The 21,479-nt window shown below is 72.0% G+C and carries 21 protein-coding genes; 13 read left to right on the top strand and 8 right to left on the bottom strand.

Annotated elements, in window-relative coordinates:
* Positions 1-27 precede the first annotated feature (27 nt).
* The 9 genes from ACFYP4_RS01965 (at position 28) to ACFYP4_RS01925 (ending at position 7,585) form a co-directional block, all read left to right on the top strand.
* Positions 28-207 (top strand): hypothetical protein, encoded by a 180-nt coding sequence (locus ACFYP4_RS01965; protein ID WP_358853805.1) that lies wholly within the window; start codon positions 28-30, stop codon positions 205-207.
* Entirely contained in the window at positions 204-914 is a 711-nt protein-coding gene (locus tag ACFYP4_RS01960) for a phosphoadenylyl-sulfate reductase (RefSeq protein ID WP_358853806.1), read from the top strand. Before ACFYP4_RS01965 ends, ACFYP4_RS01960 begins: the two co-directional genes overlap by 4 nt.
* A complete protein-coding gene (cysC, locus tag ACFYP4_RS01955) occupies positions 911-1,492 on the top strand; it encodes an adenylyl-sulfate kinase (RefSeq protein WP_358853807.1) in 582 nt (193 codons plus the stop codon). Before ACFYP4_RS01960 ends, cysC begins: the two co-directional genes overlap by 4 nt.
* The gene (gene cysD / locus ACFYP4_RS01950; protein WP_358853808.1) at positions 1,489-2,424 is read left to right on the top strand and encodes a sulfate adenylyltransferase subunit CysD; all 936 of its coding nucleotides are present in this window, start codon (positions 1,489-1,491) and stop codon (positions 2,422-2,424) included. The genes cysC and cysD overlap by 4 nt, the downstream gene beginning before the upstream one ends.
* Before the next feature lie 2 nt (positions 2,425-2,426).
* Positions 2,427-3,782: a GTP-binding protein gene (locus tag ACFYP4_RS01945; protein ID WP_358853809.1), complete on the top strand. Its 1,356-nt coding sequence runs from the start codon at positions 2,427-2,429 to the stop codon at positions 3,780-3,782.
* 226 nt (positions 3,783-4,008) lie between these two features.
* Positions 4,009-5,118, top strand: coding sequence for an aliphatic sulfonate ABC transporter substrate-binding protein (locus ACFYP4_RS01940; protein ID WP_358853810.1), 1,110 nt, complete (start codon positions 4,009-4,011; stop codon positions 5,116-5,118).
* Positions 5,119-5,155: 37 nt separating this feature from the next.
* Positions 5,156-5,944, top strand: coding sequence for an ABC transporter ATP-binding protein (locus ACFYP4_RS01935; protein WP_358853811.1), 789 nt, complete (start codon positions 5,156-5,158; stop codon positions 5,942-5,944).
* Entirely contained in the window at positions 5,931-6,833 is a 903-nt protein-coding gene (locus ACFYP4_RS01930; protein WP_358853812.1) for an ABC transporter permease, read from the top strand. Before ACFYP4_RS01935 ends, ACFYP4_RS01930 begins: the two co-directional genes overlap by 14 nt.
* A 5-nt stretch (positions 6,834-6,838) precedes the next feature.
* Positions 6,839-7,585, top strand: a complete 747-nt coding sequence (locus tag ACFYP4_RS01925) for a sirohydrochlorin chelatase (protein WP_388781727.1) — start codon at positions 6,839-6,841, stop codon at positions 7,583-7,585.
* A gap of 330 nt (positions 7,586-7,915) precedes the next feature.
* Here ACFYP4_RS01925 and ACFYP4_RS01920 read toward each other — a convergent pair whose 3' ends face one another.
* Positions 7,916-8,515: a TIGR03086 family metal-binding protein gene (locus tag ACFYP4_RS01920; protein ID WP_388781724.1), complete on the bottom strand. Its 600-nt coding sequence runs from the start codon at positions 8,513-8,515 to the stop codon at positions 7,916-7,918.
* A gap of 113 nt (positions 8,516-8,628) precedes the next feature.
* Between ACFYP4_RS01920 and ACFYP4_RS01915 the strand changes: the two genes are divergently transcribed.
* Positions 8,629-9,468: an aldo/keto reductase gene (locus tag ACFYP4_RS01915; RefSeq protein WP_358853815.1), complete on the top strand. Its 840-nt coding sequence runs from the start codon at positions 8,629-8,631 to the stop codon at positions 9,466-9,468.
* A gap of 24 nt (positions 9,469-9,492) precedes the next feature.
* Here the strand turns inward: ACFYP4_RS01915 and ACFYP4_RS01910 are convergent, their stop codons facing one another.
* A complete protein-coding gene (locus ACFYP4_RS01910; RefSeq protein WP_358853816.1) occupies positions 9,493-10,038 on the bottom strand; it encodes a DUF1697 domain-containing protein in 546 nt (181 codons plus the stop codon).
* Between the two features lie 271 nt (positions 10,039-10,309).
* On the opposite strand from ACFYP4_RS01910, the gene ACFYP4_RS01905 reads away from it, so the two are divergent.
* Positions 10,310-12,592 (top strand): MMPL family transporter, encoded by a 2,283-nt coding sequence (locus ACFYP4_RS01905; protein ID WP_388781720.1) that lies wholly within the window; start codon positions 10,310-10,312, stop codon positions 12,590-12,592.
* Between the two features lie 58 nt (positions 12,593-12,650).
* Here the strand turns inward: ACFYP4_RS01905 and ACFYP4_RS01900 are convergent, their stop codons facing one another.
* The 4 genes from ACFYP4_RS01900 to ACFYP4_RS01885 form a co-directional block, all read right to left on the bottom strand.
* Positions 12,651-13,745: a CDP-alcohol phosphatidyltransferase family protein gene (locus ACFYP4_RS01900; RefSeq protein ID WP_358853818.1), complete on the bottom strand. Its 1,095-nt coding sequence runs from the start codon at positions 13,743-13,745 to the stop codon at positions 12,651-12,653.
* Positions 13,746-14,048: 303 nt separating this feature from the next.
* A complete protein-coding gene (locus ACFYP4_RS01895; protein WP_358853840.1) occupies positions 14,049-15,329 on the bottom strand; it encodes a sugar ABC transporter substrate-binding protein in 1,281 nt (426 codons plus the stop codon).
* Positions 15,330-15,331: 2 nt separating this feature from the next.
* Positions 15,332-16,165, bottom strand: a complete 834-nt coding sequence (locus ACFYP4_RS01890) for a carbohydrate ABC transporter permease (RefSeq protein ID WP_388782679.1) — start codon at positions 16,163-16,165, stop codon at positions 15,332-15,334.
* A 35-nt stretch (positions 16,166-16,200) separates the two neighbouring features.
* Positions 16,201-17,136, bottom strand: coding sequence for a sugar ABC transporter permease (locus tag ACFYP4_RS01885; RefSeq protein WP_358853819.1), 936 nt, complete (start codon positions 17,134-17,136; stop codon positions 16,201-16,203).
* Between the two features lie 461 nt (positions 17,137-17,597).
* Between ACFYP4_RS01885 and ACFYP4_RS01880 the strand changes: the two genes are divergently transcribed.
* Positions 17,598-18,461: an aminoglycoside phosphotransferase family protein gene (locus ACFYP4_RS01880; protein WP_358853820.1), complete on the top strand. Its 864-nt coding sequence runs from the start codon at positions 17,598-17,600 to the stop codon at positions 18,459-18,461.
* Positions 18,462-18,500: 39 nt separating this feature from the next.
* Here ACFYP4_RS01880 and ACFYP4_RS01875 read toward each other — a convergent pair whose 3' ends face one another.
* Positions 18,501-19,403 (bottom strand): LysR family transcriptional regulator, encoded by a 903-nt coding sequence (locus tag ACFYP4_RS01875; RefSeq protein WP_358853821.1) that lies wholly within the window; start codon positions 19,401-19,403, stop codon positions 18,501-18,503.
* A gap of 80 nt (positions 19,404-19,483) precedes the next feature.
* On the opposite strand from ACFYP4_RS01875, the gene ACFYP4_RS01870 reads away from it, so the two are divergent.
* Positions 19,484-20,485, top strand: a complete 1,002-nt coding sequence (locus ACFYP4_RS01870; RefSeq protein WP_388781714.1) for a DMT family transporter — start codon at positions 19,484-19,486, stop codon at positions 20,483-20,485.
* A 260-nt stretch (positions 20,486-20,745) separates the two neighbouring features.
* Here ACFYP4_RS01870 and ACFYP4_RS01865 read toward each other — a convergent pair whose 3' ends face one another.
* Positions 20,746-21,468, bottom strand: a complete 723-nt coding sequence (locus tag ACFYP4_RS01865) for a 3'-5' exonuclease (RefSeq protein ID WP_358853823.1) — start codon at positions 21,466-21,468, stop codon at positions 20,746-20,748.
* Positions 21,469-21,479 lie beyond the last annotated feature (11 nt).

The following is a 21,479-nucleotide window of genomic DNA, read 5'->3' as shown; positions in this document are numbered from 1 at the left end:
TGCGGACGACGAGACGAAGGACAGCGCATGAGCGAGCGCGCGGCGCCCTTCTACTGCCCCTACTGCGGCGACGAGGACCTGCGGCCGAACGAGGAGAGCCACGGCGCGTGGGAATGCGCGGCCTGCAGTCGAGCCTTCCAGCTGAAGTTCCTCGGGCTGCTGTCCCGGGGAGTTCGGCTCAACGACGTTGGAGGGGACGAGACATGACGACGCTTCAGGACGGACGGACGGCCGAGGACCTCAAGAGCCTCGCGGAGCAGGCCGGACGCGACCTCGAGGACGCGTCCGCACTGGACATCCTGCGGTGGGCCGCCGACACCTTCGGCGGCAGGTTCTGCGTGACCTCCTCCATGGAGGACGCCGTGGTCGCGCACCTCGCGTCCCGTGCCCGGCCCGGGGTCGACGTCGTGTTCCTCGACACCGGATACCACTTCCCCGAGACCATCGGCACCCGGGACGCGGTCGAGGCCGTGATGGACGTCAACCTCATCACGCTCACCCCGCGGCAGACGGTCGCCGAGCAGGACGCCGAGTACGGCCCCCGGCTGCACGACCGCGACCCCGACCTGTGCTGCAGGCTGCGCAAGGTGCAGCCGCTGGAACAGGGCCTGACGGCGTACGACGCGTGGGCGACGGGGCTGCGCCGCGACGAGTCCCCGACCCGGGCGGACACGCCCGTCGTCGGCTGGGACGACAAGCGCCGCAAGGTGAAGGTCTCGCCGATCGCCCGCTGGACGCAGGACGACGTGGACGCCTACGTCGCCGAGCACGGGGTCCTCACCAACCCGCTGCTGATGGACGGCTACCCGTCCGTGGGCTGCGCGCCCTGCACCCGCCGGGTGCTGGAGGGCGAGGACGTACGCGCCGGCCGCTGGGCGGGCCGCAACAAGACCGAGTGCGGGCTGCACGGATGACGACGACCACGCACCACTCCCAGGACTTTCAGGAGAAGCAAGTGACGACCGGAGCCACCATCTGGCTCACGGGTCTGCCGAGTGCCGGCAAGACCACCATCGCGAACGAGCTGGCCGGCCGGCTGCGCGAGGAGGGCCACCGCGTCGAGGTGCTCGACGGTGACGAGATCCGCGAGTTCCTCTCGTCGGGCCTCGGTTTCTCCCGCGCGGACCGCCACACCAACGTGCAGCGCATCGGCTTTCTCGCCGACCTGCTCGCCCGTAACGGCGTCAAGGCGCTGGTGCCGGTGATCGCGCCGTTCGCGGACAGCCGCGAGGCCGTGCGCGAGCGTCACCGGGCGAGCGGCGCCGCGTATCTCGAGGTGCACGTGGCGACCCCGGTCGAGGTGTGCTCCGTACGCGATGTGAAGGGGCTGTACGCCAAGCAGGCGGCGGGCGAGATATCGGGGCTCACCGGGGTCGACGACCCGTACGAGGAGCCCGTCTCGCCCGACCTGCGCATCGAGTCCCACACCCAGACCGTGCGGGAGTCCGCGGCAGCGGTGCACTCGCTGCTCACCGAGAGGGGTCTCGCATGACGACCGCAGCCACCGTCTCCGCAAAGACGGACAGCCCGTACGCGCTCTCGCACCTGGACGCGCTGGAGTCCGAGGCCGTCCACATCTTCCGCGAGGTGGCGGGCGAGTTCGAGCGGCCGGTGATCCTGTTCTCCGGCGGCAAGGACTCCATCGTCATGCTCCACCTGGCGCTGAAGGCGTTCGCGCCCGCGCCGGTGCCGTTCACCCTGCTGCACGTGGACACCGGGCACAACTTCCCCGAGGTCCTGGAGTACCGCGACCGCACGGTCGCCCGGCACGGCCTGCGGCTGCACGTCGCCTCCGTGCAGGAGTACATCGACGCGGGCAAGCTCCGGGAACGTCCGGACGGCACCCGCAACCCGCTCCAGACCGTGCCGCTGACCGAGCGGATCCAGGCCGAGCGTTTCGACGCCGTCTTCGGCGGCGGACGCCGGGACGAGGAGAAGGCCCGCGCCAAGGAGCGCGTGTTCTCCCTGCGCGACGAGTTCTCCCAGTGGGACCCCCGCCGCCAGCGCCCCGAGCTGTGGCAGCTCTACAACGGCCGCCACGCCCCCGGCGAACACGTCCGCGTCTTCCCGCTCAGCAACTGGACCGAGCTGGACGTGTGGCAGTACATCGCCCGCGAGGGCATCGAACTGCCTGAGATCTACTTCGCCCACGAGCGCGAGGTGTTCCAGCGCGCCGGCATGTGGCTGACCGCCGGCGAGTGGGGCGGCCCCAAGGACGGCGAGACGGTCGAGAAGCGGCTCGTGCGCTACCGGACCGTCGGCGACATGTCCTGCACCGGCGCCGTCGATTCCGACGCCACCACCCTGGACGCCGTGATCGCCGAGATCGCCGCCTCCCGGCTCACCGAACGCGGCGCCACCCGGGCCGACGACAAGATGTCCGAGGCCGCGATGGAAGACCGCAAGCGCGAGGGGTACTTCTAGCCATGACCAGCACCACCGAACCCGCCCAGCCGCTGTCGGTCGAGCAGTTGTCGGCCACCACCCTGCTGCGGTTCGCCACCGCGGGGTCCGTCGACGACGGCAAGTCCACCCTCGTCGGGCGCCTGCTGCACGACTCCAAGTCGGTCCTCACCGACCAGCTGGAGGCCGTCGCACGCGTCTCCGCCGGCCGCGGCCAGGAAGCACCCGACCTGGCACTGCTCACCGACGGCCTGCGTGCCGAACGCGAGCAGGGCATCACCATCGACGTCGCCTACCGCTACTTCGCCACCGCCCGCCGCCGGTTCATCCTCGCCGACACCCCCGGGCACGTGCAGTACACGCGGAACATGGTCACGGGCGCCTCCACCGCCGACCTCGCCGTCGTGCTCGTCGACGCCCGCAACGGCGTCATCGAGCAGACCCGCAGGCACGCCGCGGTCGCCGCCCTGCTGCGCGTCCCGCACGTCGTCCTCGCCGTCAACAAGATGGACCTCGTCGAGTACCGGGAGGCCGTCTTCTCCGCGATCGCCGAGGAGTTCACGGCGTACGCCTCCGAACTGGGCGTTCCCGAGATCACCGCGATCCCGATCTCGGCGCTCGCCGGCGACAACGTGGTGGAACCCTCCGCGAACATGGACTGGTACGGCGGTCCGACGGTCCTGGAGCACCTGGAGACCGTGCCGGTCAGCCACGACCTGGCGCACTGCCACGCACGGCTGCCCGTGCAGTACGTGATCCGCCCGCAGACCGCCGAGCACCCCGACTACCGGGGCTACGCGGGCCAGATCGCGGCCGGCACCTTCCGCGTCGGCGAGAGCGTGACCGTGCTGCCGTCCGGCCGCACGACGCGGCTCGCCGGGATCGACCTGCTGGGCACGCCGGTCGACGTCGCCTGGACCCCGCAGTCGGTGACCCTGCTGCTCGAGGACGACATCGACATCTCGCGCGGCGACCTGATCGTGCCGAGCAAGGACGCACCCCCGACCACCCAGGACGTCGAGGCGACCGTCTGCCACGTCGCCGACGAGCCGCTCACCGTCGGCCACCGGGTGCTGCTCAAGCACGGCACGCGCACGGTCAAGGCGATCGTCAAGGACATCCCGTCCCGGCTGACCCTCGACGACCTGTCCCTGCACCCGCACCCGGGCCGGCTCGTCGCCAACGACATCGGCCGCGTCAAGATCCGCACCGCCGAGCCGCTCCCCCTCGACGCCTACGCCGACTCCCGGCGCACCGGTTCGTTCATCCTGATCGACCCCGCCGACGGCACCACCCTCACCGCGGGCATGGTCGGCGAGTCCTTCGCCGCACCGGAGCCGGTCAGGGACGCGTCGGACGACGACGGGTGGGACTTCTGACATGACGTCCACCGACTTCTACTCCACGTTCGCGAAGGAGGGCGGCCGCATCGGCAGCGGCGCCCTCGGCAGCGGGCAGGGCGGAGTCGCGCGATGTGCGCGATGACGTACGCGCACTGCCTGCGCGCCCCGTCCCCCCACAGCACGCGAAAACGAAGACCTGCCGACTTCCCGGCCACGGCCTGAGAACACCGTGACCGCCGGGCCAACGAGAGGAACACCTCCCGTGCCTGCCAACCGCTCCACCGCCTTCCGCCGCACCGTCGCGGCCGTCGCCGCGCTCCCCCTCCTGACCCTGGCCGCCTGCGGCTACGGCTCGGACTCGAAGGACGACGGCGCCGCGAAGGTCGCCGCCGGCGCCGAGAAGATCGACGGTCTCGACACCGTGAAGATCGGCTACTTCGGCAACCTGACCCACGCCACCGCGCTGGTGGGCCGCCAGGAGGGCCTGTTCCAGAAGGAACTGGGCGCCACGAAGGCCGAGTACGCCACCTTCAACGCCGGTCCGTCCGAGATCGAGGCCCTGAACTCCGGATCGATCGACATCGGCTGGATCGGCCCCTCCCCCGCGATCAACGGCTACGCCAAGTCCGACGGCAAGAGCCTGCGCATCATCGGCGGTTCGGCGTCCGGCGGTGTGAAGCTCGTGGTCGACCCGAAGAAGATCAAGTCCCTGAAGGACGTCAAGGGCAAGAAGATCGCGACCCCGCAGCTCGGCAACACCCAGGACGTCGCGTTCCTCAACTGGATCGCGGAGCAGGGCTGGAAGGTCGACGCGGAGAGCGGCAAGGGCGACGTGTCCGTGATCCGCACGGACAACAAGATCACCCCGGACGCCTACAAGTCCGGCTCCATCGACGGCGCGTGGGTGCCGGAGCCGACCGCGTCCAAGCTGGTCGCCGAGGGCGGAAAGGTGCTGCTCGACGAGGCCGACCTGTGGCCCGGCAAGAAGTTCGTGATCACGAACATCATCGTGTCGCAGAAGTTCCTCGAGGAGCACCCGAAGGTTGTCGAAGCCGTCCTGAAGGGCGCGGTGAAGACCAACAAGTGGATCAACGCCAACCCGGACGAGGCGAAGGCGGCGGCGAACGCCCGCCTCAAGGAGGACTCTGGCAAGGAACTCCCGGCCGACGTCCTCGACCCGGCGTGGAAGTCCATCCAGATCACCGACGACCCGCTGGCGTCCACCCTCGACACCGAGGCGGACCACGCGGTCAAGGCCGGTCTGCTGGAGGCCCCCGACCTCAAGGGCATCTACGACCTCACGCTGCTGAACAAGGTTCTCAGGGCCGAGGGCGAGAGCACCGTCGACGACGCCGGTCTCGGCGTCAAGTAGCCATCCGACACTGATCAGTTCCCAGGAGGTGACGACCATGGCAACCGCTCTCGTCAAGGCAGGCGACACCGGCACGTCGGTGGAGCAGGCCGTGCGGCTCGAGCACGTCTCGAAGTCCTTCGCCGGGCCCGCCGGACAGCAGCTCGTCCTCGACGACATCTCGCTCGATGTCGCGCCGGGCGAGTTCGTCACCCTCCTGGGGGCTTCGGGCTGCGGCAAGTCCACACTGCTCAACCTGGTGGCAGGGCTCGACGCCCCGTCCGCAGGCACCATCACCACGGCCGGCCGGCCCGCCCTGATGTTCCAGGAACACGCGCTCTTCCCGTGGCTGACGGCCGGCAAGAACATCGAACTCGCCCTGAAACTGCGCGGCGTGGCCAAGGCCGACCGGCGCGGCCGGGCGGAGGAGCTGCTGGAGCTCGTCCGGCTGAAGGGCGCGTACGGCAAGCGGGTGCACGAACTGTCGGGCGGTATGCGGCAGCGCGTCGCGCTGGCCCGTGCGCTCGCCCAGGACAGCCCGCTGCTGCTGATGGACGAGCCGTTCGCCGCGCTGGACGCCATCACGCGGGACGTGCTGCACGACGAACTGACCCGGATCTGGAGCGAGACGAACGTCTCCGTGCTGTTCGTGACGCACAACGTGCGCGAGGCCGTCCGGCTCGCCGAGCGGGTCGTGCTGCTCTCCTCCCGTCCCGGGCGCATCGCGCACGAGTGGACGGTGGACATCCCGCAGCCGCGTCGCATCGAGGACACCGCCGTGGCGGAACTTTCCGTCGAGATCACCGAACAACTGCGTGGGGAGATCCGCCGCCATGGCCAGCACTGAGACCAAGGCCGACGCGAACGTCGGGGACCGCGACGGGCTGGCCGGGCTTGAAGCGGGCCTCGACGCGCTGGAGACGGTCCAGACGAGGCGTACGCCGCTCCGGCAGACCCTGGTGCAGAAGGTGCTGCCCCCGGTCATCGCCATCGCTCTGGTGCTGGTGGTGTGGCAGGCGCTGATCTCCTTCAAGGTCGTCGACGACCCCACCAAGCTGCCCTCGCCCGCCGACGTGTGGGCGGAGGTCGAGGACGCCTGGCTCGAGGGCAAGCTGCTCGGCTACATCTGGACGAGCGTCTCGCGGGGCCTGCTGGGCTTCCTGATGGCGCTGGCCATCGGCACCCCGCTGGGCCTGCTGGTGGCACGGGTGCGGTTCGTGCGCGCGGCCATCGGTCCTGTCCTGTCCGGCCTGCAGTCGCTCCCGTCGGTGGCCTGGGTGCCGCCCGCCGTGATCTGGCTGGGCCTCGAGCCGTCGATGATGTACGCGGTGATCCTGCTCGGCGCGGTGCCCTCCATCGCCAACGGTCTGGTGTCGGGCGTCGACCAGGTGCCCCCGCTGTACCTGCGGGCGGGGCGGACGCTGGGCGCGAAGGGGCTGCTGCACACCTGGCACATCGTCATGCCGGCCGCCCTTCCCGGCTATCTGGCCGGCCTGAAGCAGGGCTGGGCGTTCTCCTGGCGCTCGCTGATGGCCGCGGAGATCATCGCCTCCTCGCCGGAACTGGGCGTCGGCCTCGGGCAGTTGCTGGAGAACGGCCGCACGGTCAGCTCCATGTCCATGGTCTTCCTCGCCATCCTGCTCATCCTGATCGTCGGTATCGCCATCGACCTGCTGATCTTCAGTCCGCTGGAGCGGTGGGTGCTGCGCAGCCGCGGTCTCCTCGTGAAGAGCTGATTCCCGTGCCCGCAGCCGCCCGCCCCGTCCTGCTCGTCATCGCCCACGGCAGCCGCGACCCGCGCCATGCCGCGACCGTGCACGCCCTGGTGCGGCGCGTGCGGGCGCGGCGGCCCGGTCTGCGGGTGGAGACCGGCTTCCTGGACTTCAACGTCCCGTCGGTGAACGGGGTGCTGGAGTCGCTGGCGGCGGAGGGCGTACGGGACGTGGTGGCGCTGCCGCTGCTGCTGACCCGCGCCTTCCACGCGAAGGCGGACATCCCCGCGGTGCTGCGGGACGCGCCGTCGCGGCTGCGGGTCCGCCAGGCGGAGGTGCTCGGCCCGTCACCGCTGCTGACGGCGGCGCTCGAACGCCGTCTGTACGAGGCGGGGCTCGGGCCCGCCGACAAGTCCTCGACCGGGGTCGTCCTGGCCTCGGCGGGGTCCACGGACCCGGAGGCGATCGCAGTGATCGCCGACATCGCGCGGGAGTGGCGGCGCACCGGTTGGTGTGCCGTGCGGCCTGCGTTCGCCTCCGCATCCCTTCCGCGCACCGAGGACGCCGTGCGCGAACTTCGGGCGCTCGGCTGTGCCCGGGTGGCGGTGGCGCCGTACGTTCTGGCGCCCGGTTTCCTGCCCGACCGCATCGCGCGGGGCGCCGCCGAGGCGGACGTCCTGGCCGAGGTCCTCGGCCCGGCACCCGAGGTGGTGCGCGCCCTGCTGGAACGGTACGACGAGGCCAGGCACCCGGCCCTGACGGCACTCGGCGCGTAGCGACACCGGGGTGACACGCGCCGCACGCCCGGGGCGAGGTCGCGGGGACGCGCCGCGCTCGGGGCCGGCGTCGCGGAGACGCGCCGTGGACCCGGTGCGGTCACCGCGTGCCCGCGCCACGGTGACATGCCCCGCACCCGGTCCGGCGTCGCAGCGACGTGCCGTGCCCCCGGCCGGCGTCGTGCGTGTCCCGTGGTCGGGCAACCCGTTTCGCCCGCAGCTCGGGCAACCCGTCACGGGCAGGCCTCGTCGCCGCACGGCGACGGTGCTGGCGCCGGCGGTCCGGCCGCCGGCTCCTCGGCCGGGGCCGGACGAGCCGCACGGGGACCCTCAGCGGCGCGTCGCGCCCCGGCGCGGATCCCGGCCGCTCGCGGCCAGGGCGCGCTCGAAGACGGGCGCGTCGTCGGGGACGGCGACCGGGTCGGCGAAGCCGTCGTACCGGCGGTAGAGCTCGCCGTGCCGCTCGACCACGTCCAGGACGAGCCGGGCCGCGCCCTCCGGGACCCGGAACTCCTGGCCGGTGGAGACGGCCACGTCCCAGCCGTGGACCGCCGTCTCCTTCACGATCATCGGCACCAGCTCGGCCGCCGGCATCGTCGCCATGCCGAGGTCCACGTCGCCCTCCCACACGGCCGGGTCGTCCCAGGCGGCGACGGCGCGGTCGAGCTGGGCGGCGTACGCCCCCGCCCAGTCCGGGTCCGCCGTGAAGTCGCGTCCGGTCAGCTCCTCGGGGAGCGGCTTGCGCAGCGCCCGGTGCTCCAGACCGTACGAGGTGTAGAGGACCCAGTGGTTCACCAGGGCGCGGACGTCCCAGCCCACGCAGTGCGTGGGGCCGGCCAGCTGCGCGGGGGTGACGCCGCGGGCCACCCGCGCGGCCTCGGCGGCGCATTCCGCCAGGTACGGGTGCACGTTCTTGTACGCGTTCGTCATGCGCCCCACGCTAGAAGCGCCACGCCCGCTCCTCTTGAACAAACGCGACAGCGGCCGGGCGAGCGGCGCCGGCCGGAGCCGGTCCCGCGTGCCGTAGGGGTAACCTCCCGTCAATGATCTCGGAACGTCTCGTGCTGGGCGGGGAGCTGCCGGTGCGGCGGCTCGGCTACGGCACCGCGCAGCTCACCGGCCCCGGCTACTGGGGTCCGCGCGGGGACGCCCGGGACGCCGTCGCGGTCCTGCGCCGGGCGGTCGAGCGCGGGGTGACTCTGATCGACACCGCCGACAACTACGGCCCTTCGGTCGCCGAGGAACTGATCGCGCGGGCCCTGCATCCCTACCCCGAGGACCTGGTGATCGCCACCAAGGGCGGAGTCGTCCGCACCGGTGCCGACGCCTGGCACGTCGCGGGACGGCCGGAGCGGCTGCGGGCGATGTGCGAGGCGAGCCTGCGGCGGCTGCGGCTCGACTCGATCGGCCTGTACCAGCTGCACCGCCTGGACCCGGACGTGCCGATGGCCGAACAGCTGGGCACGCTCGACGCGTTGCGCGCCGAGGGCAAGATCCGGCACATCGGCCTGGACACCGTCACCGCCGGGCAGCTCTCGGCCGCGCTGGAGTCGACCGCCGTCGCGTCCGTGCAGAACCGCTACCACCTGCTGGACCGGGCGTCGGAGCCGCTGCTGAGGCTGTGTGAGGCCCGCGGGATCGCCTTCCTGCCGTGGTTCCCGCTGGGCAACGGTTCGTTGACGTCCCACCCTGTGTGTGCCGGGATCGCCGCAGCGCACGGGGCGACCGCGGGACAGGTCGCCCTGGCCTGGCTGCTGCGCCGCTCCCCCGTGCTCTGCCCGACCCCGGGCACGGGTTCGCTGCCCCACCTGGAGGAGAACCTCGACGCGACCGCACTCCGCCTCACGACCGAGGACATGTCCCGGCTGGACGCCCTGGGTTGACGTCGCCCCTGAGCGGACTCCCGTTCAGTCGCGGGTCAGTTCCTCCAGCTTGACGACCGTGTTCCAGTTCCTGGTGGTGGCGGTGAGGCCCTTCAGGAGCCGGGGTTTGGACAGGGTCTCCGCGAGCTTGGAGCGGCCGAGACCGTCGGGGGCGTACAGGTACAGGACACGGTCGCCGAGACGGAACTCCTCCGGCAGGAAGGCCGCCGGGTCGACGGCGGCGAAGCGGCCGGCGGTGACGGGCTCGGAGAAGTACGTGGCGTGCAGCTGCCTGCCCGCCAGCTCGGCGGCCGGGAAGGGGCAGGCCTCGCGCACCGCCTTCAGGTAGGCGTGGTCGCGCACCAGCACGGCGACGGCGAAGCCGAAGTGCGCCTCGACGGCCCGCTCCAGGTCGGCGGCGAGGGACCGCTCGTCCCCGTGCTCGCAGGCGAACACCGCGTTGCCGCTCTGCAGGTAGGTGGCCACGTCCGTGTACCCGAGCCCCTGCATGAGGGTGCGCAGCTCGGCCATCGGCACCTTCTTGCTGCCGCCCACGTTGATTCCGCGCAGCAGCGCCGCATACTTCGTCATCGGCACACCATAGAGCGGCCGTCGCCCCCGGTGTCGGCGGTGGCGGCGGCCGTGTCCGGCACCGTCACCCTGATCCGCATCCCCGACAACCGCCGTTACGTGTAAGGGGCCCTCATCATCCCCAGTGCGGAGGAGCCGGGGTCCGAGGGGAGGACCCGGGCGGCCGGCGGGTCACCGGGAAGCACGACGAGACGCGCTTATCCGGCCCATACCTTCATAAGGCGAGGTGGCGGCAGGGGGTTGTCACCGCATACGAGGGGGCTAGCCCGTCATGGGGAACGGAGACACAAGAGTGCGGGGGATCGCCGCCCGGGCGGGGGGATGGAGCGCCCGGCACCGATGGGCGGCCGTCGGGATCTGGGTGCTGTTCGTCGTCCTGGCCATGGGCCTCGGCTCGGCCGTCGGCCGCGTCGACGTCAAGGACAGCGAGCAGCTCAAGGGCGAGACCAGTACGGCCGCGCACATCATCGAGGACGCGGGCATCGAGGAGCCGGCCGGCGAGACCGTCCTGGTGCAGGCGAAGGACGGGGACACCAAGACCACCGATGCGGCGTTCCGCAGCGCCGTCGCCGACGTCGTGAAGGCGGTCGAGGCGACCGGCGAGGTCGCGGACGTGACCTCGCCGTACGACACGAAGACGATCTCCAAGGACGGCCGCAGCGCGCTCGTGCAGTTCGACGTGCGCGGCGACTCGGACACCGCCGGCGAGCGCATCGAGCCGGTGCTGAAGGCCGTCGAGGGGGTGCAGGAGGACCACACGGAGCTGCGGATCGAGGAGATCGGCGGCGCCAGCATGATGAAGACGTTCGACGACGCGTTCGGGGACGACTTCAAGAAGGCCGAACTGTCGGCCGTCCCCGTGGCCCTCGGCATCCTGCTCATCGCGTTCGGCGCGCTGGTGGCGGCCCTGCTGCCGGTGGCGCTCGCGGTCACCGCGATCATGGCGACGATGGGCCTCATGGGCATCGTCAGTCATGTGATGCCGATGAGCGACACCGCCAACTCCGTGATGCTGCTGGTGGGTCTCGCGGTCGGCGTCGACTACTGCCTGTTCTACCTCCGGCGTGAGCGCGAGGAGCGCGAGGCCGGCCGGGACGCGCAGACCGCGCTGCGGATTGCCGCGGCGACCAGCGGCCGGGCCATCATCGTCTCCGGTGTCACGGTGTGCGTCGCGATGGCCGGCATGCTCTTCACCGGCCTCGCCGAGTTCGAGGCGATGGGCCTGGCCTCGCTGATGGTCGTGGCGGTCGCCATGGTCGGCTCCGTCACGGTGCTGCCCGCGCTGCTCTCGCTGCTCGGCGAGCGGGTGGAGAAGGGCCGTCTGCCGTTCCTGCACCGCGACAAGCGACGCAGGAAGGACCGGCAGACCCCGGCGCGTTCCGGCGGGAGCGAGAGCCGCTTCTGGGGCGCCGTGCTGCGGGTCGTGCTCGCCAAGCCGGGCATCTCCCTGGTGGTCGCGGCCGGCGCGCTGCTGGCCGTCGCCGCCCCCGCGCTCGGCATGAAGACCGAACAGCTGACGCTGGACAAGGAGTTCGGTGACTCGCTGCCCATCGTGGCGACGTACAACCGGGTCAACGAGGCCTTCCCCGGCGGCACGGAGCCGGCCGAGGTGATCGTCAGGGCCCAGGACATCAACTCCCCCGAGGTGAAGTCCGCGCTGGCCGACTTCCGTGCGCGGGCGATCAGTTCGGGCGCCACCCGCGGCCCGGTGGACATCAAGGTGCACGACGCGCAGAACGTCGCCTTCGTCTACGTCCCGCTGGTCGGCGGCTCCGACCAGGAGAAGGCCGGCAAGAGCCTGGACCTGCTGCGCGACGAGGTGCGGCCGGACACGCTCGGCAAGGTCGACGGCGTCGAGGCCCCGATCACCGGACAGGTCGCGGGGTCGCGCGACTTCAACGACCAGCTCGTCGGCTCGGTGGTCCCGGTCTTCGCGTTCGTCGTGGTCTTCGCCTTCCTGCTGATGCTCCTGTCGTTCCGCTCGCTGACCATCGCCGTCACGTCGATCGTCCTCAACCTGCTGTCCGTGGGCGCCGCGTACGGCATCCTGGTCGGCGTCTTCCAGCACGGCTGGGGCGCCTCGCTGGTCGGCGCGGAGGGAGTGGGCGCCATCATCACCTGGCTGCCGCTGTTCCTCTTCGTGATCCTGTTCGGGCTCTCGATGGACTACCACGTCTTCGTGGTCTCGCGGATCCGTGAGGCACGGCTGCGCGGGCTCGCCACCAAGGACGCCATCCGGCACGGAGTGGTCACCACGGCCGGCGTCGTCACCAGCGCCGCCGTCATCATGGTCGCCGTCTTCGCGATCTTCGGCACGCTGTCCATGCAGTCGATGAAACAGATGGGCGTCGGCCTGGCGGCCGCCGTGCTGATCGACGCGACGATCATCCGCGGGGTGCTGCTCCCGGCGGTGATGGCCCTGCTCGGGGAGCACAACTGGTACTTCCCGAAGTGGCTGCACCGGCTGCCCGACCTCACGCACGACGAGGCTCCGGAGCAGTTCGCCGGGCCGCAGCAGCCGCCGGCGGTCGAGGGCGAGCGGGTCGGGGTCTGACCGTTCGAAACGCCGTACGTGGCCGGGGTGCACGCACCCCGGCCACGTCGCCGTACGGTCAGGCGGCCGCCGCGACGTCCTCGCGCTCGAAGGAGTCGATGGTGCGGGTGAAGTCGCGGGTGGACAACAACAGCTTGTAGACGATGGCGAGTTCGAAGACGAGAAGCAGCGCTCCGGAGACGATCGTCGCCTCGGTCACCGCGTCGAGGAGCGGCCCGACGATGAACACGCCCATCTGGAACTCGATGCCGCTGATCAGATGCGTACGGATGCGGTGCCGCAGCAGGAAGGAGCGGGCGCGCAGGTACGCGGGGAACCGGTGCCGGAACTCCTGGTGCAGGTCGATGACCCGGGCCGGCGGATGCCCCGCCGAGCCGCCGGAGCCGTCCGCACCGGCCGGCACGTCCCCGGCTGCGGTCCCGCCCCCGGCGTCCGGCCCGTCCGCCGCGGACCCGGTGATGCCGCCCGATGCGGACCCGGTGACGTCCGATACGGTCCCGGTGACGCTCGCCGCGGTCCCGGTGGCCGCCTTGCGGAGGTCCTGTTCGATGTCCGCCTCGGGGTTGTTGCGCAGCAGGTCCTCCATGAAGGTCAGCTCGGCCCGGTTCTCCGTACGCCGCGCCTCCCGCAGCCGGGCCTTGATCTGCTTGCGCATCGAGTGCCGGATCTTGAAGATCTCCAGTGAGTTGATGTAGCGCAGCGTGTCCAGGCCGACCACCGCGAGGGCGAGCCAGATGTAGAGGGTGTCGCCGCTGCGCTGGTACTGCCCCGCCATCAGCGCCACCGCGCACACCATCACGCGGATGCGGTCGAAGACGAAGTCGAGCCACGCCCCGAACACCGAGCCCTGGCCGGTGAGCCGGGCGACCTTGCCGTCCATGCAGTCGAGGATGAAGCTCAGGTGGTACAGGAAGGCGCCGGCGATCAGCCACCGCCAGTCGCCCAGGGCGAAGAACACGGAGGACGCGAGCCCCAGCAGGAAGGCGCCCCAGGTGATCTGGTTGGGGGTGATCCGGGTGCGCAGCGCGACCTGCCGCACCAGGGGCGTGGCGACCGGGTCGACGAGGAGCACGGTCCACCACGCGTCGCGCTTCTTCTGCGTGACGCGTCGGACCTCGGGCAGCGGCGGGATGTCTCGGCGCGGTGATCGCATGGTCCAACTTCCTGGTGTTCGACTGGAGTTCACCTCACGCTAGGTAGCCGTTGCGGCAAGGAACAAGATCCGGCCCGTGCAACCTTCCGAGGGGGGTAACGGTCTCACTCTCCGGACAGGTCGGTGGCTTCATCAGGCAGTGCCCGCGTTATCCGAGCGTTACCGAATGACCCGTCCGTTATCCAACACACGCCAGGACTTCACCGTTTCCCCGCAACCGTGACGCACAGGCAGGGCGAGGGACGCGGACCGTGACGTTCCGGTGCATCCGGGGCGCTGGACCGGCACGAAAACCGACTGAGGTCACCGCTGGTAGCGCGCCAGCACCAGGTTCCCGTCCTTCACCAGCCGCCTGCGCAGTTCGGCCAGACCGATCGCCCCGCTGTAGTACTCCTGGAAGGCGGGGGTCGCGACCTTGTCCTTCCACTCGGGATAGCCGCGGACGGACTGGGCGGGCGCGGACTGCAGATGCGCGGCCAGCGCCGTGCCCGTCGCCCAGTCGTTCTTCGCGGTGTGCAGGGCCGGGTCCCTGAGCGCCTCGGTGCCCGTGGGCAGCATCCAGTCGCCGAGTGCGAGCCGGACCATGTTCGCCGGCCGGAGCAGGAAGCCGAGGAACTCGGCGGCCTCCTTCTTGTGCGGGCTGTCCTCGGCGACGGACAGGGTCTGCGGGCTGACGCCCTGGGTGAGGCCGTCGGCGCCCGCCGGGGCGGGCAGCACCTGCCAGTCGAAGCCCTTCGGGGCCTGCTGGACGAGCTGCTGCCGGTAGGAGAAGCCGAGCGGGACCATGGCGTACCTGCCGCCGAAGAAGCCGGGCAGGGTGTCGGAGCCGCCCATCCCGAGCGTGGTGCCGGAGGCGCTGCGGTCCCTGTTCACCCCGTCGTGGACGATCCGCGGCACCACGGAGTCGGCCGCGTCGAAGCGGACCTCCACCTTGCCGTCCCCGGCGCGGTGGAACAGCCGGCCGCCCGCCGAGAGGGAGAGGTTGAGGGTGGCCGAGACCGGTTCCTTCAGTGGCCAGGCGACCCCGTAGCGGCCCTCACCGCTCAGCTCCTTCGTGACGGACCGGAACTCCCCCCAGCTCCAGGGGTGCTCCGGCGTCGGGACACGCACGCCCGACTCGCGCAGCCATGTCGCGTTCGCGACGAGCACCCGCGGCTCCTGGAGGAACGGCACCCCGTAGATTCCGTCCCCGAACGTCGTCGTCTCCCAACTGCGCCGCGGGATGTCCGACTTGAGCCGCTCGGGGAGCAGGTCCCGCAGGTCGGCGAGGTAGCCGCCGTAAGCGAAGTCCGCGAGGTCGTCCGAGGCGTCGTGGATGATGTCCGGTGCCTCGCCACCCTCGAAGGAGGTGAGCAGCTGGTCGTGAACGCTGTCCCAACTGCCCTGCACGTACTCGACCTTGACGTCCCGGTGCGTCGCGTTCCACTCCCTCACCAGCTCCTTGTTGGCGGTGACGGACTCCTCCTGCCACGCCAGGGACTGGAAGCGGAGGGTGACGGGGCCCTCCCCGTGCCGCCCGTCGTCCGAGCAGCCGGTGAGCAGCAGCGCGCACACCGTGAGGAACAGGCTCCAGCGTGTCCGCATCATCAGCTCTTCACCGCCCCGGCGAGCATGCCGCCCGTGATGTGCTTCTGGATGACCGCGAAGACGACGAGGGAGGGCAGCGTCGCGAGGAACGCCGCCGCCGCCAGCGGACCGAGATCCGCGACGCCCTCCGCCCCGATGAAGTGCGTGAGGACGACCGGCAGGGTCTGCCTGTCCGGCGTCTTGAGCAGCACCAGCGCGAAGAAGAACTCGTTCCACGCGCTGATGAACGCGAACAGCGCCGTCGCCACGATGCCCGGCGCCAGCAGCGGGGCCGTGATCGAGACCAGTGTCCGCGCCCGGCCCGCCCCGTCCACCGCCGCGGCCTCCTCCAGCTCGGTGGGCACCGCCCGCACGTACCCCACCAGCATCCACAGTGCGAAGGGCAGCGCCCACACCACGTAGACCATGACCAGTCCCGGCAGCGAGTCGACCAGCCGCAGGTTCTTCAGGACCAGGAACAGCGGGATGATCACCAGCACGAAGGGGAACGCCTGGCTGACGACCACCCACCCGGTGGCCGCCTTCGCGAGCAGCGTGCGGTGCCGCGCCATCACGTAGGCCATCGGCGTCGCGATCACCACCGCGACCAGCGCCGCCGCGAGGGCCGCGACCAGCGAGTTCAGCGCCGCGTGCAGCAGCGGCTGCTCATCGAAGGCCTGCCGGAAGTTGGCGAGGGTCGGGTCCTCGGGGATCCAGGTCGGATGCAGGCTGGCCAGCTCGCGCGGCGGCTTGAAGGCCGTGGAGATCAGCCAGAGGAAGGGGAAGGCGAGGAAGAGGAGATACCCGAACAGGGCGAGGTACTGCCCGAAGCGGCCCCGCCCGCTGGTCCGCAGGCCCGAGGGCCCCCTGCTCGTACGCGGCACGGCGGTCACCGGTCGTCACCGTCCCGCAGCCGGGCCACCAGGTGGAACGCGAGCATCACCGAGATCACCGCGACCATCACGCATCCCATCGCCGCCGCGTAGCCGAACTGTCCGTACCGGAACGCCTCTTCGTACGCGAACAGCATCGGCAGCCGGGTCCGGCCGCCGGGCCCGCCGTTGGTGAGCACGTAGACCAGGGCGAAGGAGTTGAAGTTCCAGATGAGGTTGAGCGCCGTGATCGCGAGGGCCACCGGCCGGAGGGCGGGCCAGGTGACCGTCAGGAAGCGGCGCCAGGCGCCCGCGCCGTCCATCGCGGCTGCCTCGTGGAGTTCGCGCGGGGTGTTCTGCAGCCCCGCGAGCAGGGCGACGGTGGTCTGCGGCAGGCCGGCCCAGACACCGACGACGATCACCGCGGGCAGCGCCGTGCCGAGGCCGGAGAGCCAGTCCCGGCCGTCGCCGAGGCCGGCGTCGCGCAGGGTCTCGTTGAGGATGCCCGCGTCCGGGTTGTAGACGAGCCGCCACATGATGCCGACGACCACCTCCGGCATCGCCCACGGGACGATCGCCAGCGCCCGGGCCAGCCAGCGCAGTCGCAGGTCCTGGTTGAGCAGCAGCGCGAGCCCGAGCGCGAGCAGGAACTGCGGCACGGTCACGCCGACCGCCCAGACCAGGCCGATCCGGAAGGAGTCCCAGAACAGCGTGTCGTGCAGCAGGTCCTGGAAGTTGAGGGCGCCGACCCACCGCGTGGGCACCGTCCGGCCCGACTGCGCGTCGGTGAACGCCAGCGCGACCCCGTAGAGCAGCGGCCCCACGCTGAGCACCAGGATCGGGATCAGCGCGGGCAGCACCAGGAACCAGGCGCCGTGGCCGCCGTGGCGGGGGGTCCCGCCCTTCGTGCCCGCGCGCTTGCCGGACCGCTTCGTCGCGGTCGCCGATGTCACGGATTCGGCTTCGTCGCGGTCGCTGATGTCACGGATTCGGCTCCTCACACGCTCGTACGGATCCGGGTCTCGTCGTCGCTGCGGCGCCGCCCGTCCAGGGACAGGGCCCCGTCATGGTCCTGACCCGCTGACGTGGCGTCAAGGTGGCGCGTCATCCCGTGTGACCGCTCCGACCAGTACGAATGCGACACTGGCGGACGGATGGCCGGAACTGAGGGCTGTCCCGCAATTCCCGGTGGATCAGCGCGCGGCGTCAGATGCGGTGCATCGCAAGGCGGAGGGTCGTCCTCATACCGGGCGTATTCGGGCGATCCGACAACGCGGCGAGGTGCCGTAGCTGTCGCCGTGCGCCCGCCGGGAATTGCGGGACAGCCCTTAGGCGCCGCACGGGACCGCCGGCGGCGCCGCCGGGAACAGGGCGTGACCGGGACGCGGTGCACGCGGGACCACGGAGGCGAAGGATGGACGAGGCGCGGGCGCGGGACGTGCTGGCCGCGGCGGGGGTGCTGCCCGAAGCGGCGGGGGACGCACGGCTTCTCGCCCTCGGGGAGAACGCGGTGTTCGCCGCCGGTGACCTGGTGGTCAAGGTGGGGCGCGACGCCGAACTCCTGGACCGGGCGCGCCGGGAGCTGGCCGTCGCCGCCTGGCTCGCCGAGGCGGACGTCCCAGCGGTGCGCGCGGCCGAGCCCGAGGCGCTGCTGGTGGACGGCTGCCCGGTGACGGTGTGGCATCGGCTCCCGGATTCCGTGCGCCCTGCGGAGCCGGCGGATCTGGCCGGCCTGCTCCGCGTGGTGCACGCGCTGCCCGCCCCGCCGTTCACCCTGCCGCCCCGCGAGCTGCTGGGCGGGGTGGAGCGCTGGCTGCGGCTCGCCGGCGACGCGATCGACCCCGCGGACGCCGCGTATCTGCGGGAGCGCCGTGACGGTTTCGCGTCGGCCGCCGCCGCCCTGACCCCGCGGCTGACGCCGGGACCGATCCACGGCGACGCGCTCCCCCGCAACGTCCACGTGGGCCCCGACGGGCCGGTCCTGGTGGACCTGGAGACCTTCTCCGCCGACCTGCGCGAGCACGACCTGGTGGTGATGGCCCTCTCCCGCGACCGCTACGGGCTGCCCGCGGGTGCCTACGACTCCTTCGTCCGTGCCTACGGCTGGGACGTGCGCGCGTGGGAGGGCTGCGGTGTGCTGCGCGGCGCCCGCGAGACGGCCAGTTGCGCGTGGGTCGCCCAGCACGCGCCCGCCAGTCCGAAGGCGCTCGCCGAGTTCGAACGGCGGGTGGCGTCGCTGCGGGACGGCGACGAGACCGTGCGCTGGTATCCCTTCTGAGCTCGCGGGCGGGGGGCGGCCCTCACACGGCCGCGCGGGTCAGCCTCGGGTGCGGATCGTCGCGGCGGCCTCGTGCAGCTCGGCCAGGACCCGGCGGACGGCCCGGCGCGCCGTGCGCTCGGGGCGGTGGAGCACGTCGATGTGCCGCCGGGCGCGGACGCCGCTCAGCGGTCTGAGCACCAGCGCGGCGTGCGGGCGCGTGGTCCAGCGCGGCATCAGGGCGAGCCCGCCACCCGCGGCAACGGCCTCGGCGACGACGGCGAACTCGTTGATGCGGTGGGCGAGATGCAGGCGGCGGCCCGCCGCGGTGGCGATGGCGTCGATGGTCGCCATGAGCGGGAAGCCGTCGTGCACGGTGATCCAGGGCTGGTCGGCGACGTCGCGCGGCGCGAGCCGCCGCCTGGCGGCCAGTGGGTGATCGACGGGCAGGGCGACGTCCAGCGGCTCCCGCAGCAGCGTGGTCGCGGTCACCGTGCGCGGCCAGGCCGGGGCGTGTTCCAGGCGATGGGCCAGTACGAGGTCGTACTGCCTGGTCAGCGGCGGGAAGTCGTCCTGCGGGACGTCCTCGTCGGCGAGCGAGAGCCGGGGGCCGCCGGGTGCGGTGAGCCCGCGGAGCAGCAGAGGGAAGAACGCCGACCCCGCGCTGTGGAAGGCCGCCAGCGACACCTCGCCGTCCGGCCGGCCGACGAACTCGGCGACGGTGTGCCGGGCCCGCTCCAGCGCGGTCTCCACCTCGATCGCCGCTCCGGCCAGGGCCTGGCCCGCGTCCGTGAGCACCAGCCGCCGCCCCTGCCGTTCGGTGAGCGGGACGGGGATCGCCCGCTGGAGCAGCCGCAGTTGCTGGGAGATCGCCGACGGGGTCACCAGCAACGCCTCGGCCACCGCGGTCACGCTGCCCAGTTCGCCCAGTTCCCGCAGGATCCGCAGCTGCCGTTCGTCCATGGCGTCAGTGTAGGGAAACTGAAAGATCGCTTAAGAAGGTGGCTCTGGGCTTCAGCGACAGGTCGGGGCAGGGTGGGCGCGTGCCTGATTCCCGCCGTACCGATGCGGTACTTCTCCTGGTCGCGCTCGTCTGGGGTTCCAGCTATCTCTCGGCCCGGACGGCCACCGCCGTCCTGCCCGTCCTCGTGGTGCTCTTCGCGAGGTACGCGCTCTCCGCGCTCGCCTGCCTCGGCCTGGTCGCCGCCGACCGGAAGTCCGGGGGGTGGACCCGCGACGAGATCCGCGTCGGCGTGCCGCTGGGGATCACCCAGGCCGCCGTCCTGGTCGTCGAGACGTACGGCGTCGCGCACACGAGCGCCGCCAACGCGGGGCTGATCATCAGCCTCACCATCGTGCTCACCCCGCTCCTGGACCGCGGCGGGCTGCCGCCGTCCTTCTACGCCGCCGCCGGGGTGTGCCTGCTGGCCGTCGGGCTGCTCATGTCGGGCAACGGCTTCCACGCTCCGCGCCTCGGTGATCTGCTGATGCTCCTCGCGGCGCTGGTGCGGGCGGTGCACGTCGCGCTCGTCGGACGGCTCATCGCCGGCCGCGCGATCCGTCCGCTGCGGCTGACCACCGTGCAGACCCTCGTGGGGACGGGGGTGTTCCTGCTGCCCGCCGCGAGCGGTCTGCCCGCCCTGACCCGGGTCGGGGCAGCGGGCTGGGCCCAGCTGCTGTATCTCTCGCTGTTCTGCAGTGTGTTCGCCTTCCTTGCCCAGACGTGGGCCGTCCAGCGGACCTCGGCGAGCCGGGCCAGCCTGCTGCTGGGCACCGAGCCGGTCTGGGCGGCCGCGGTCGGTATCGGTCTCGCCGGTGAGCACTTCACCCCGCTGACCGGTCTCGGCGCGGCGCTGATGGTCGCCGGGACGTACTGGGGTCAGGCGGTGGAGCGGGGCCACCGATCGCCCGAGGCCCACCGCGCGGCCGGCGCCCGCCGCCCTCCCGAGACGCCGGGCGAGCGGGGCACGCGGGACGGTACACGGGACGGCACAGCGCTCACCACGGCGCCGGCACGACATCCCGCGGGCTCCGGTCCGGGGTGACGCAACGGCTGCGGTGGATGCCGGTCGCGGGCGGAGGGGCGGCTGCCCGTCAGCCGGGCATGCGACGGATGCCCGGGGCCCCGTACGCGGGGCGGACGGCGACGGCCGTTCGGGCGGACGGCTGCCGGGCGGACGTTCCGGCGGATGGCTGCCGGGCGGACGTTCCGGCGGATGGCTGCCGGGCGGACGTTCCGGCGGGTGGCTGCCGGGCGGCGAGGTGTGCGCGGACGCCGGTCCGCCGGGGCCGCGGCCGAGGCGTCTCAGACGCGTTCGTCCGCCAGGTCCCGGACCGGCCACGTGCCGTCCACCACGGCCGCCTCGTCCCCCTTGCGCCGCAGGAAGCTCTGGAAGTCCGCCGCCCACTCGGCGTACCACTCGATCTGACGGCGGTGCAGCTCCGCCGGGCCGAGGGACGCGACCTTCGGGTGGCGGCCGGCTATCGCGGAGGCGAGCCGGGCCGCGGCGAGCGCGTCCGCCAGCGCGTCGTGGGCGGAGTCGAGCGCGACCCCGTACTCCGTGCACACCGCCTCCAGATTCCGCTTGCCGCGGCGATAGCGGTCCACGGAGCGGTCGATGGTGTACGGGTCGATGACGGGGGCGGGGTCCCTGCCACCGAGTCGGTCGCGCAGCGACGGCAGCCCGTACCGCCGCAGCTCGGCGGAGAGCAGCGTCAGGTCGAACGTCGCGTTGTACGCGACGACCGGGACGCCCACCTGCCAGTAGCCGACGAGGACGGCCGCGATGGAGTCGGCGACCTGGTCGGCCGGCCGGCCCTCGGCTGCCGCGCGCTCGTTGCTGATGCCGTGGACCGCCACCGCGTCCGCGGGGATCTCGACGCCCGGATCGGCCAGCCACTCGCGGCGTCCGACCGGCTCCCCGCCCCTGACCTCGATCACGGCTCCGGTGACGATGCGCGCCTCGCGCGGGTCCGTCCCGGTCGTCTCCAGGTCGAAGCCGATCAGCAGCTCCCGGTGCCAGCCCATGGGCGGCCCCC

It is taken from the genome of Streptomyces sp. NPDC005551, from assembly GCF_042871785.1.
GTDB lineage: Bacteria > Actinomycetota > Actinomycetes > Streptomycetales > Streptomycetaceae > Streptomyces.
Note: the sequence above shows the minus strand (reverse complement) of the source record. Positions and strands in the feature narration are given on the sequence as shown.